This window comes from Advenella alkanexedens (assembly GCF_019132845.1).
GTDB lineage: Bacteria > Pseudomonadota > Gammaproteobacteria > Burkholderiales > Burkholderiaceae_B > Advenella > Advenella alkanexedens.
Map to the genome: position 1 here is coordinate 204,983 of NZ_JAHSPR010000001.1, position 12,391 is coordinate 217,373.

Consider the following 12,391-nt stretch of genomic DNA (forward strand, 5'->3'; position numbering starts at 1 on the left):
GTTAGACATAACCTTACATTTTTTGAGAAAGCATGATGCCAACCAATAGTCTAACCCGCGCCCTTGAATGGTCCGGTTACCTGCAACGTAAAATCAGCACAAATGAACAACTGAAAACCGAACTGAGCCAGGACATTTTGCACCCCATCACACCGGACATCATCAAGCAATGGTTTACACAGACCAGTGGCCAGCCCGTGCATCAACCCATCGCCACCGAACAATGCAAGCACCTGTTACGCAAACTCAGGAATCGGGTATTCTGCGCCCTGATGGTAAGGGATATCAATGGCCAGGCCTGTTTTGAAGAAGTCACCCAAAGCATGAGTTTTCTGGCCGACCTGGCCGTGCAGCAGGCTTATTTAAGCATCATGCAGGATCTGGTGCAGATCCATGGCGAGCCCATCAACCCCGAAACCGGCAAACCCATGGAAATGATCATTCTGGGCATGGGCAAACTGGGCGGCAAAGAATTGAATGTTTCTTCCGATATCGACCTGATCATGCTGTATGCCCAGGAAGGTGAAACCACGGGTCGTCGTCCCCTGAGCCACCATGAGTTCTATGGCCGTCTGACCCAACGCATGATGCCCGTCCTGTCTGAAATAAATGCCGATGGCCATGTTTTCCGTACCGATCTGCGGTTGCGCCCCGACGGGGATGGCGGCCCACTGGCCTGGAGCCTTGACGCGCTGGAAAACTACTTGATTACCCAGGGACGGGAATGGGAACGATATGCCTGGCTGAAGGCTAGAGTTATTCCCGTCAAATATTTTAAGCAGAGCTCATCCAAAGAAGACATTGCCCAGTTGAAAAGCCTGCGCACACCATTTGTTTACCGCAAGTATTTTGATTTTGATGCCCTTGCTTCATTACGTCAGCTACGCGAACGCATTCGTCAGGACTGGCAACGCAAAGCCCTTAACCGCAATGGCGTGGACAGCATTCACAACATCAAACTGGGTGAAGGCGGTATTCGTGAAATTGAATTTACCGTTCAGCTAGCACAGCTCATTCGTGGCGGTCGAATGCCATCCCTGCAACTCAGGGGCCTGTTACCAGCCCTTCATGCCGAAATCGGCATAGGGCTCATTACCAAGGAAGAAGGCCTGCTGCTGGAAAATGCCTATCGCTTCCTGCGGCGCGTGGAGCACATGCTGCAATATCGTGAAGATGAGCAAACGCACCTGTTGCCGGCCGACCCCGAACGGTTTGCCGCCCTGGCCAAGGCAATGAATATGGAAGAACAAGCCTTCCGGTCACAACTGAACGAGCACCGACGAGTGGTATCCCGGGCATTTCGAAACGCATTCCGTATCGCTGGCATGGGTGAAGAATCAGCGTCCGGCCCCCATTACAACCACCTTTCCGACACGTCTGATAGTACCGACCTGCCTGAACTGGTTCAACAGTTTTTTGCACCGGAAATCCATGAGTATATTGAAAACCGTATCAAGGCATTGCTCAACAGCAGCCGTATTCGCACCCTTTCCGGCTCAAGCCGTACGCGACTGAAAAAACTCTTGCCCCAATTATTGGAAACCGCAGCCAAAAGCGATAACCCGCAACTGACCTGCGGGAATCTGTTTGACCTGATTGAAGCGATTGCCCAGCGCAGTGCCTATCTTGCTTTGCTGGCCGAATATCCGGAAACACTGGCCCGGGTTGCCCGCATCATGTCCTCAAGCCACTGGGCGGCCGGTTACCTGATCCGCAACCCGATTTTGCTGGATGGGCTGATCGACTGGCAAACCCTCATGCAAAACGTGGATTTTTCTCATATCGCCACGCAACTCAGTAAAGACCTGGACGCCTGCGTACTGCAAGATGGGCAACCTGACGTTGAACAACAAATGAACATCATGCGGGATGTCCAGAAACAAGTCAGTTTTCAGTTGCTAGCCCAGGATCTGTCTGGTGGCCTATCGGTTGAAAAACTGGCTGACCACTTGTCAGCCCTGGCAGATCTGCTGCTGGAAGAAAGCATCAAACGCATTTGGCCCGCTGTCAAACCCAAGCCCGAACAAACCTCGGAACCCGTACCCGACTACCCGCGTTTTGCCGTGATCGCCTATGGCAAACTGGGGGGCAAAGAGCTGGGTTATGCCTCAGACCTGGATTTGGTACTGCTTTTTGATGATCCGGCCGATTACGCCCTTGAAGTTTATGCAAAACTGGGGCGACGCCTGAGCACCTGGCTTTCCAGCATGACCTCCTCAGGCCGAATGTATGAAATTGACTTGCGCCTGCGTCCGGATGGCGATGCCGGCCTGCTGGCCATCTCGGTGGATACCTTTGAAAAATACCAGCTTGAACATGCCTGGCCCTGGGAACACCAGGCTCTGACACGCGCCCGCTTCTGTGCTGGCGACAAGGCCATCGGCAAGCGTTTTGAACGGATCCGCCGCCAGATTCTGCTCAAAGAAAGGGACCGGGAACAGCTCCGGCAGGACATTATCGACATGCGCGCCAAAATGCGGGCCGGCCATCCCAATAATTCGGGCATGTTTGATGTTAAACATGACCATGGCGGCATGGTTGATATTGAATTCATCACTCAATATCTGGTGCTGGCCTACTCACATCAATACCCCCGGCTATTGGATAACCTTGGCAATATTGCTTTGCTTAAAATCGCTGCGGAAGGCGGCTTTATTCCCGAGGATCTGGCCAACGAAGTGGCTGATGCCTATCGCACTTTGCGCAAAACACAGCATGCAGTCAGACTGCGCGGCCAGGAAAAGGCACGCGTAGATAATCATTTGCTGCTGAACGAACGCCAGGCAGTGAACAGATTATGGGAAATCGTCTTTCCCGGTACCCGGGAGCAGGAAGGCAATCCCTCATAATAAGCCAAAGCCCTGAATTCAGGACAAAAATATTCTAAAATGAACCTTTGCAATATTTTTGTCCTACTCTGCCATGGTTACCGTCACCGATATTAAAAGACCTGTCCTGGAATTACCCAAAGGCCACCGTAAAGTGCTACTGCACTCCTGTTGCGCACCCTGCTCTGGCGAAGTCATGGAGGCAATGCTCGCATCGGGTATTGATTACACGATTTTCTTCTATAACCCGAATATCCATCCGGTCAAGGAGTATGAAATCCGCAAGGAAGAAAACATTCGCTTTGCCAAGTTGCATAACGTACCGTTTATCGATGTCGATTATGATGTCGACAACTGGTTTGAGCGTGTCAAGGGGCTTGAAAATGAACCCGAACGTGGCGAACGCTGTACTGCCTGTTTCGACATGCGCTTTGAGCGTACCGCGCTGTATGCACACGAACACGGGTTTGACACGATTACCAGCTCACTGGGCATTTCCCGCTGGAAAGACATGAACCAGATCAACGGCTGTGGTGAGCGCGCGGCTGCCCGTTACCCCGAACTGGTTTACTGGACCTACAACTGGCGCAAAGGTGGCGGTTCGGCCCGCATGATTGAAATCAGCAAGCGCGAAGAATTCTACCAGCAGGAATATTGTGGCTGCGTCTATTCCCTAAGAGACACTAACCGGCACCGACAAAGTCAGGGGCGTGAGCGGATTAAAATCGGTGTCAATTATTATCGCAACGAAAACAAAAGTTAAGTCCATCACACGCGCCAAATAAAAGGCCTCGTTCCCAAGAACGTGGCCTTTCACTTTATGCGCCGATCCTGGCGACTGACCTACCCCTACTGAACCGGTGCAATAACGGGCGCCGCTACTGCCGCCGCACTGGCACCTGCCGTACCTTGCGAAGCAGGTGAAGTGATGAAACCCAGCTTTTTCAAGCCCGACCCTTTGGCCATTGCCATGATTCTGGCCAGCTGCTCATAACGCGTATTGGCATCGGCACGAATCCTGATTTCCGGCTGAGGCACCTCTTTGGCCTGGGAAATGAACATCTCACGCAAACTCGCCTCGGGAATGGGTGATTCATTCCAGAAAATGCCACCTTGTGCATCGATCGCCAAATCAATTGACTTGGGATCTTCTGTAACGGGCGTACTGCTTACCTGTGGCACATCAATTTTGATGGAGTGTGCCAGCAAAGGCGCAGTAATAATAAAAATAACCAACAAAACCAGCATCACATCAATGAGCGGAACCATATTGATTTCCGACACCATATGATTGGCGTTGTTTTTCTGGTCGAAGCTTCCAAATGCCATTATTTACCCCATCACTTTACTAGTGTGTACCATTGCTACGCAAGGCACGGACTTTGCCGGAAGACACCTCCACCTGCTGCCCAGTTGTGACAAAGGCGAACAAGTCATAGGCAAAACCATCCAATGAAGCCAGCACCACCCGATTGCGACGCACAAAAGCGTTGTAAGCGAGCACTGCAGGAATAGCCACAGCCAGACCCAGGCCAGTCATGATCAGCGCCTCTCCAACCGGTCCGGCAATTTTATTAATGGATATGCCATCAGACATACCAATATTGACCAGAGCATGATAAACCCCCCAAACCGTCCCAAATAATCCTACAAAAGGCGCTGTTGAACCCACCGAACCCAGAATGGTGAGTCCGTTTTCCAGATGAGCGGTTTCTTCATCAATGACTTTACGCATGGTACGGGTAACAAAGTCGGCATTTGACCCCACCTCAGACAAATTGGTCACCCCATATTTTGCGTGATGCTCACGGGCATGCAAGGCCTGGTTAGCCAGGCGTGAAAACGGGTCCGTCGCCCCAAATTTATGCAAGTCCTTATCCACCTGCTCCAGTGAAGAAGCATTCCAGAAGCGTGATAAAAACGCCTTGCTATGACGGCTTGCACGCCAATTAAGCAAACCCTTAACCACGATGAGATACCAGGTCAATAAAGACATGAATACCAGCACGCCAAACAGGGTTTTACCCACGGCATCACTTTGCATCAAAAAACCCAGCATTTGTGAAGTGCCTGCATCGGTGGCAACTGTCGTTGCCGCATTGGCGGCCATATTATTAACAAGTTCCACGGCAGCCCCGGGAACGACTGTGACAGCAGAACCCGCTGCGTCATTGACCGTTGCAGCAGCAACACTACCATTTTCTGATGTATTGGTCACAATTTGTGCAATTGAACCGAATGTTGAAGTCAGCAATGACGAAATCATGCTATTTCCTTTTATTCAAATTTAATTGGAATGTCTGCCAGCGCTTCCCGTGGCACACCATTTTCTGTATGAGGTTTAAATCGTGCCTCGCGCACGGCATTTAAGGCGGCCTTGTTCAAGGCATCATAAGGCGTTCCTTTTAATAGCGATACGCGCTTGGCCACCCCGTTACGGTCAATCAAGACACGCACGACAACCGTTCCCTTTTCGCCCCGCCGTTTGGCGCTCATTGGATAATTAACTTTAGGCCGCACCCTGTAACCCACCTGCCTGACAACAACCGGTGCCGAATCGGCCGACGAAGACCCTGGTTTGACATTGGGATTCCCCTGGGAAACGCCAATGGGTTTGGTGACGGGTGGCGCCTGTTCCGAGACTTTCTGGCTTTTCAACACAGGTTTTGCCTTGGGCTTTTCCTGTTTCACGACTTTCTTGGGCGCAACCTCTTTTTTAACCACTTTGGGTGGTTCCGGTTTAGGTTCTGGCGGCTTGACAGGCATGACAGGCTCGGGGACCGGCTCCGGCTCCGGCTCCGGTTCTGGTTCTGGTTCTGGTTCTGGTTCTGGTTCTGGTTCTGGTTCTGGTTCTGGTTCTGGTTCTGGTTCCGGTTCCGGTTCTGGTTCTGGTTCAACGATTGGCTCTGGCTCTGGCTCAACCACTGGTTCTGGTTCCAGAATAACCTCTTCAGGCTGTTCTTCTTGCAAAGGAATCACATCAGGCATCATCTCCCCTTTAGGAGCCTCAGAAGCCGTTTCCTCAAAAATTGACACAAACACCGGTGCTTCTTCAAATTGCTTATGTGTTGCTGATGCATCCATGGTGGCAATGAATCCTAAAGCGGCAAGAATACCCACAGCAGTAACAGCACCAGCAAGGCGAATAGAAAAAGGTACTGTTGGAATTACATTTGAAGATTTATACATACTGTTTAATTTAAACGCTTGGCTCCTTGTCTCGCCCTGATGAATACGGCCAGGAATCAAAGTTCAGCCCCGCTGACATGACAAAGTCTATGACCAACCCGGTTTTATGTTGTTTCACCCCTCGTGGAGCTATTTGTCACTCATATTGAATAAATAATAATGATTCTCATTATTGAAATCAACTATAATTATTTAAGCAAGTCTCATATAAAGGTGGATATTTTAATAAAATGAACACAAGTATCTGATTTTTATTAAAAAATAAACCTGACTGTTTTTATTTTTTAGCGTTGCTAAAAAACAACCTGTTTCAGCAAACTATTTTAGACAAAAAAATACCGCCTCGCGGCGGTATTTTTATTAGCTGGTAATAAATTACTTAGCTGATACTTCTTTGGCTTGTGGACCTTTAGGGCCATCTGCAACCACGAAAGTAACTTCCTGGTTTTCTTGCAGAGATTTGTAACCTGTACCGATGATGTCGGTGTGGTGTACAAACAGATCTTTACCGCCTGAAGCGGGTTTGATGAAGCCGAAGCCTTTTTCGTTATTAAACCATTTAACGATGCCAGATTCTGTTGACATTTGAATTTCCTTAAAATTACGGTCTGAATAGACCAAACAAACACAAGACCATCAAGGAGTAGACAAAAGCACAACGAAACTGCATGAGCAAAGAATCTAGCAAAAATCAACGAACTTGAAAATCTTATACATCACACTATGACGACTATTCAGACCCCTGTCAACAAAAATTTACCGGGGAATTACCCTGAGTCATTTGCAAATGCATTTCACGTAACAAAAAATGCCTGACAAGCAGTTTTTCATGACAAGCAAAAATACTGCAATATCAGGCATTTACCCATATATATTAAGGATTTAAGGGTTTACTTCCGGCCAAATAAAAACTGGCCATCTTGCATACCCACCAGAATGGTATCTTTTGGACCCAACTCTCCTTCAAGAATTCGTTTTGCAATCGGATTCTCAATGTGTTGTTGAATCGCACGTTTTAAAGGTCGAGCCCCAAAAACCGGATCAAATCCATTCTCGGCAATTAAGGCAAGTGCCTCTTCGGATACTTCCAAGTCCATTTCCTGCTCATGCAATCTTTGTGCAAGACGTTTCAACTGGATATTCGCAATCGAAGCAATATGCTTGCTGCTCAAGGCATGGAACACAACCACTTCATCAATCCGGTTCAGGAATTCAGGACGGAAGGCCTGTTTGACATCCTCCCACACCACTTCTTTGATCGCCTCGTAAGACTGACCCACCATGCTTTGAATATGATGCGAACCAAGGTTGGACGTCATGATGATGACCGTATTGCGAAAATCGACTGTACGGCCCTGACCATCCGTCAGGCGACCATCATCAAGTACTTGCAATAATACGTTGAACACATCCGGATGCGCTTTTTCAACCTCATCAAGCAAAATCACGCTATAAGGTTTACGACGTACCGCTTCTGTCAGATACCCCCCTTCCTCATAGCCAACGTACCCCGGAGGCGCACCAATCAGACGGGCAACCGAATGTTTCTCCATGAATTCACTCATGTCGATCCTGATCATATGCTCATCAGAGTCAAACAGAAAACTGGCTAATGCCTTGGTTAATTCGGTTTTACCCACACCGGTTGGCCCCAGGAACAGGAACGATCCATAAGGTTTGGAAGGATCGGACAAACCGGCCCGTGAACGGCGAATGGCATCAGCCACCAGGGTAACCGCTTCATCCTGACCAACCACCCGTTTGTGCAGCTCATCTTCCATCGCCAGCAATTTTGACCGCTCTCCCTGCATCATTTTGGAAACCGGGATGCCGGTGGCGCGAGAAACCACTTCTGCAATTTCCTCGGCACCCACCTTGGTCCGCAACAATTTGGGCTTTTCAGTCTGCTCTGCACCGGCTTCAGCGGCTTTCAGGCGACCTTCCAGTTCGGGCAATTTGCTGTATTGCAATTCAGCCAGTTTATCAAACTGCCCCTTGCGCTGGAACTCAGCCATTTGCGCACGCAGTTGGTCGATCTCTTCCTTGATCGCTTTAGAACCCTGCACAGCCGCTTTCTCGGCCTTCCAGATTTCCTCGTAATCGTTATACTCGCGCTGAAGCTGCTCCATTTCCTCTTCAATCAATTGCAAGCGACGACGCGAAGCTTCGTCCGTTTCCTTGATGACAGCCTCACGTTCGATTTTCAATTGAATGATACGTCGGTCAAGCCGGTCCATCACTTCAGGCTTGGAGTCGATTTCCATCCGGATACGGGCCGCGGCCTCATCAATCAGGTCAATTGCCTTATCAGGAAGGAAGCGATCGGTAATATAACGGTTGGACAACTCGGCAGCCGCCACAATGGCCGGATCGGTAATATCCACGCCGTGGTGAATTTCATAACGCTCTTGCAAACCACGCAAAATGGCAATGGTCGATTCCACATCAGGCTCATCCACGATCACTTTCTGGAAGCGTCGCTCCAGGGCAGCATCCTTTTCAATATATTTTCGGTATTCATCAAGCGTGGTTGCACCTATGCAATGCAACTCACCCCGTGACAGGGCCGGTTTAAGCATATTGCCAGCATCCATGGCGCCTTCCGCCTTACCGGCGCCCACCATGGTATGGATTTCATCAATAAAAACAATATTATTGCCATCATCCTGGGCCAGCTCTTTCAGGACTGCTTTCAGGCGTTCCTCAAATTCGCCACGAAACTTGGCACCGGCCAGCAAAGCGGCCAGGTCCAGTGAAAGCACGCGCTTGCCACGTAAAGACTCAGGCACCTCATCATTGATAATACGCTGGGCCAGCCCCTCGACAATCGCGGTTTTACCCACACCCGGCTCACCAATCAGCACCGGATTGTTTTTGGTACGGCGTTGCAAGATCTGGATGGCCCGGCGGATTTCATCATCACGGCCAATTACCGGATCCAGTTTGCCCTGACGTGCACGCTCGGTCAGGTCTGTCGTGTATTTTTCCAGGGCCTGACGATGGGATTCGCCTTCCTGATCAGTTAAAGACTCACCACCCCGTACAGCTTCAATCGCCGCCTCAAGGGCTTTTTTCTGCAAACCGGCTTCACGCAAGATTCGGCCTGCCGGCCCATTATCATCAGCCAGGGCAAGCAAAAACAATTCACTGGCAATAAATGCGTCACCACGCTTTGCCGCTTCTTTATCAGTTTTATTCAGCAGACCGTTCAGGTCCCGGCTGATCTGGATATTGGCATCGGCCCCCTGCACTTGCGGAATATCCTTGATGGCCTTGTCAAGCGCCGGCAACACGCGGTTAACCGACACGCCTGCGCGTGCCAGCAAACTGGCCGAGCCACTTTCGGCATCGGCCAGCAAGGCAGACAATACATGAACGGGTTCTATATAAGGGTTGTCATTTCTGGATGCCAGGCTTTGGGCATCTGCCAAAGCCTGCTGGAGTTTTGTTGTCAACTTATCAAATCGCATCATTCTTTCCTGTATAAGGTTGAGCGCATCTGCTCGGGTTATCTTTGAATACTGCTTATATAGTGCTGCGCTTGTGAAATTTCAAGATATAAAATTTCATTTTTTGATAACTGTCCCATTCGTTTCAGGCTTGGGCAAGTTTCCACTGACATGGGCAATAATTGATCCTGCCTCCTGCAGGAACGATGCCTCAAAACCAATTCCCCGAATTCCAATGTTAAAATGCCAGTTCAATCCTTCAACAAAACAAGGCAATTGTTATTGTCAATTGTAGTATTTCATTTCTTTTTTTCAATGCCTGTCTTACCGCCAGCCCACCTTCCCCATTTCATTGTGATCGACACCTGTGTCCTGATGTCCAATGTATTGCGACACCTGCTACTTCGCCTGGCACAGGCAGGACATTTTCATCCTGTATGGGCCGAATACATCGGTGTGGAATGGCGACGCAATGCCAGCCGTATCTGGAATGTAACCCCTGAAATACTTGATGTGGAATGGCTGAAAATGCAACAGCAATTCCCACTCGCCAATATGGGCGATGTCAGCGCCTATGAGACAGGCCTTAAACGCAGTGACAAAAAAGACTGGCATGTGATTGCCGCGGCACGTGCCATCCAGCAAAAACACCCGGAAAGCACCACCTGTATCTTAACCCGCAACATCAAGGACTTTCATCGGGCAGAAATCCGGAATCTTGGGCTGTACCTGTATGACCCGGACCAATTTTTGGTGATGTGCTGGGAAAATCATCAGGCACACATGCAAGCCCTGCTTGAACTTATTCCAGCAGATGCCCTGAAAATAGGCCGGCAAGCCGAACCTTTGGAAACCGTACTCAAACGCGAGCGGCTGTTTCGACTGAACAAACTGACCTTGCAACAGCAAGCACTTCAGTTTGAGCCTGCCCTGTAGCAGTAAAATAGGGCCCAACCGTCACACAAGCAGTGATTTTCAGGATTCTCTTTAGCGTCAGGACTTCACTTCCTTTTTATTTCAAGCACTTTCCAAGAGGGTTAGAATGAGTCGATTTACTCAACTTGAAAGTTTTGTCGCAGTGGCAACATTGGGTACCCTGTCTGCCGCGGCCCGTCAGGCAAACATTGCTCCCGCCATGATGGGACGGCGCATCGATGCCCTGGAGGAAAGACTGGGCGTAAAATTAATCATACGTTCAACCCGAAAATTGTCACTGACACCGGAAGGACATATTTTTCTGGAAGAAGCCCAAAGAATCCTGAAAGACCTGGCCGATACCGAAAGCCTCATTACAGAGGGTAAAGTCAAGGTAAGTGGTCCTTTGCGCATTACGGCTCCGGCCGGATTCGGACGCAAGCACGTTGCTCCGCTTATTCCTGTCTTTTGTGAGCAATATCCCGATGTCAAGGTATCGCTTGACTTGACTGACCGAGTGGTAGACCTGGTTGAAGAGCAATACGATTGTGCCATTCGGATTGGTGATCTTGAGAATTCACAACTGATTGCCATCAGGCTGGCCGAAAATCATCGGGTTGTCGTGGCCGCCCCAGAATACCTGAAAACACACGGCACTCCCCAGCATCCCGATGAACTCCAGCACCATGAGTGTCTTTCATTTGGCTCCCAGGGCAATCAGCATAAAGGGTGGCTATTCAAGGAAAATGACCAGATTATTGCCATTAAGCCCAAAGCACGATTATCCTGTTCTGACGGTTCAGTCTTGCTTGAATGGACATTAAGCGGCTTTGGACTGTCCTGGCGCTCCATGTGGGAAGTCAGGCGCGAAATTGAAAAAGGGACATTAGTGACCATATTGGATGAATATAATGCACCCGCAAATGGCATTTATGCCATGCTACCCGACAGAAAACATTTACCTCAAAGAACCCGTGGTTTCATCAATTTACTTAAAAACACGTATGCGCAAAAAAAATACTGGAAATAATGTCACCCGGAAATGGTAACATGATACTGAACATGTTTTAAACACAAGCCGCACGATCAAGTTGAGCCCGATTGCACACAAAAAAAGGATTTCATTCTGGTTTTTATTGTAAAAATAAATGAATTGCTTAAGAAAAAAATTGATATATGCCAAACAATAACAATCCAAATACATATAACGACTACAATATGCAGTGCTATCTCAATAGCTTGAGCATAGCAATAAGGAAATGATAGGGATGCTCAAACACCTTTTACTCAATAAAGAATCAATTCATTGTTCAACTTGTATGTTGGGGCACTTGTGTGTCCCAGGAGGATTAACACCCTCTGAAACAAACAGGTTGACCGAACTGATCAAAGAACGCATACGTATTCCCAAAGGAACACTGTTCTTCAAGGTTGGCGATCCTCTTACGGCCATTTACAGCATTCGTTCGGGTTCCATGAAAACACAACTCGAAAACGAAAGCGGGCACGTGCAAATTACCGGCTTTTTTCTGGCCGGAGAATTACTGGGTCTTGACGGATTCAGTGAAGGCACTCATTTATCCAATGCCATTGCCCTTGAGGATACCGAGGTTTGCGTTCTTAAACTTAGCGATCTTGATGTCCTGACCCAGGAAATCCCTGCCCTGCAGCAGCAATTCTGGAAAATTCTCAGTAAGGAAATTTCGCGCTCACACAATCTGGTCCTGTCTTTGGGTGCCATGCGCTCAGAACAACGGGTTGCCTCTTTTTTATTAAATCTCTCAGCTCGTTTCACAAATCTGGGTTATTCACCCAATGAATTCATTTTACGCATGAGTCGGGAAGAAATTGGCAACTATTTGGGTCTGACCCTTGAAACAGTCAGCCGTCTGCTCTCACGCTTTGCCAAAGAAGGCCTAATCCGCATCCATCAACGCCAGGTTCAACTGTTAAGCAAATCAGGGCTGCATGATCTGATCAAAAACGAGCAAAACATCAAGATAAAATAAA

At 48.8% G+C, this 12,391-nt stretch carries 10 protein-coding genes; 5 read left to right on the top strand and 5 right to left on the bottom strand.

Annotation, left to right across the window (positions count from 1 at the left end; translation table 11 throughout):
* Window positions 1-35 precede the first annotated feature (35 nt).
* Together glnE and KU392_RS01005 are read left to right on the top strand one after the other, a co-directional pair.
* Window positions 36-2,849, top strand: coding sequence for a bifunctional [glutamate--ammonia ligase]-adenylyl-L-tyrosine phosphorylase/[glutamate--ammonia-ligase] adenylyltransferase (gene glnE, locus KU392_RS01000; RefSeq protein ID WP_169294289.1), 2,814 nt, complete (start codon window positions 36-38; stop codon window positions 2,847-2,849).
* A 73-nt stretch (window positions 2,850-2,922) separates the two neighbouring features.
* On the top strand, window positions 2,923-3,591 hold the full coding sequence (locus KU392_RS01005) for an epoxyqueuosine reductase QueH (protein ID WP_169294288.1): 669 nt from the start codon (window positions 2,923-2,925) through the stop codon (window positions 3,589-3,591).
* Window positions 3,592-3,677: 86 nt separating this feature from the next.
* Here the strand turns inward: KU392_RS01005 and KU392_RS01010 are convergent, their stop codons facing one another.
* From KU392_RS01010 to clpB, 5 genes are all read right to left on the bottom strand, one after another.
* Window positions 3,678-4,157 carry an ExbD/TolR family protein gene (locus tag KU392_RS01010; protein ID WP_169294212.1) on the bottom strand — a complete coding sequence of 160 codons (480 nt, stop codon included), beginning with the start codon at window positions 4,155-4,157 and terminating at the stop codon, window positions 3,678-3,680.
* 19 nt (window positions 4,158-4,176) lie between these two features.
* Window positions 4,177-5,094 carry a MotA/TolQ/ExbB proton channel family protein gene (locus KU392_RS01015; RefSeq protein ID WP_217734321.1) on the bottom strand — a complete coding sequence of 306 codons (918 nt, stop codon included), beginning with the start codon at window positions 5,092-5,094 and terminating at the stop codon, window positions 4,177-4,179.
* Window positions 5,095-5,105: 11 nt separating this feature from the next.
* Window positions 5,106-6,017 carry an energy transducer TonB gene (locus KU392_RS01020; RefSeq protein WP_217734322.1) on the bottom strand — a complete coding sequence of 304 codons (912 nt, stop codon included), beginning with the start codon at window positions 6,015-6,017 and terminating at the stop codon, window positions 5,106-5,108.
* A gap of 375 nt (window positions 6,018-6,392) precedes the next feature.
* Window positions 6,393-6,602: a cold-shock protein gene (locus tag KU392_RS01025; protein ID WP_169294209.1), complete on the bottom strand. Its 210-nt coding sequence runs from the start codon at window positions 6,600-6,602 to the stop codon at window positions 6,393-6,395.
* 305 nt (window positions 6,603-6,907) lie between these two features.
* Entirely contained in the window at window positions 6,908-9,487 is a 2,580-nt protein-coding gene (gene clpB / locus KU392_RS01030; RefSeq protein WP_217734473.1) for an ATP-dependent chaperone ClpB, read from the bottom strand.
* A gap of 261 nt (window positions 9,488-9,748) precedes the next feature.
* Between clpB and KU392_RS01035 the strand changes: the two genes are divergently transcribed.
* The 3 genes from KU392_RS01035 (at window position 9,749) to KU392_RS01045 (ending at window position 12,390) form a co-directional block, all read left to right on the top strand.
* A complete protein-coding gene (locus KU392_RS01035) occupies window positions 9,749-10,402 on the top strand; it encodes a PIN domain-containing protein (RefSeq protein ID WP_246587178.1) in 654 nt (217 codons plus the stop codon).
* A gap of 106 nt (window positions 10,403-10,508) precedes the next feature.
* Entirely contained in the window at window positions 10,509-11,411 is a 903-nt protein-coding gene (locus KU392_RS01040) for a LysR family transcriptional regulator (RefSeq protein ID WP_169294207.1), read from the top strand.
* 238 nt (window positions 11,412-11,649) lie between these two features.
* Entirely contained in the window at window positions 11,650-12,390 is a 741-nt protein-coding gene (locus tag KU392_RS01045; protein ID WP_169294206.1) for a helix-turn-helix domain-containing protein, read from the top strand.
* The last annotated feature ends 1 nt before the right edge of the window (window position 12,391 follow it).

Bases quoted from the DNA above. Each gene is read 5' to 3' on its own strand.
- glnE (WP_169294289.1), top strand. From the start codon at position 36: ATGCCAACCAATAGTCTAACCCGCGCCCTTGAATGGTCCGGTTACCTG.
- KU392_RS01005 (WP_169294288.1), top strand. From the start codon at position 2,923: ATGGTTACCGTCACCGATATTAAAAGACCTGTCCTGGAATTACCCAAA.
- KU392_RS01010 (WP_169294212.1), bottom strand. From the start codon at position 4,157: ATGGCATTTGGAAGCTTCGACCAGAAAAACAACGCCAATCATATGGTG.
- KU392_RS01015 (WP_217734321.1), bottom strand. From the start codon at position 5,094: ATGATTTCGTCATTGCTGACTTCAACATTCGGTTCAATTGCACAAATT.
- KU392_RS01020 (WP_217734322.1), bottom strand. From the start codon at position 6,017: ATGTATAAATCTTCAAATGTAATTCCAACAGTACCTTTTTCTATTCGC.
- KU392_RS01025 (WP_169294209.1), bottom strand. From the start codon at position 6,602: ATGTCAACAGAATCTGGCATCGTTAAATGGTTTAATAACGAAAAAGGC.
- clpB (WP_217734473.1), bottom strand. From the start codon at position 9,487: ATGCGATTTGATAAGTTGACAACAAAACTCCAGCAGGCTTTGGCAGAT.
- KU392_RS01040 (WP_169294207.1), top strand. From the start codon at position 10,509: ATGAGTCGATTTACTCAACTTGAAAGTTTTGTCGCAGTGGCAACATTG.
- KU392_RS01045 (WP_169294206.1), top strand. From the start codon at position 11,650: ATGCTCAAACACCTTTTACTCAATAAAGAATCAATTCATTGTTCAACT.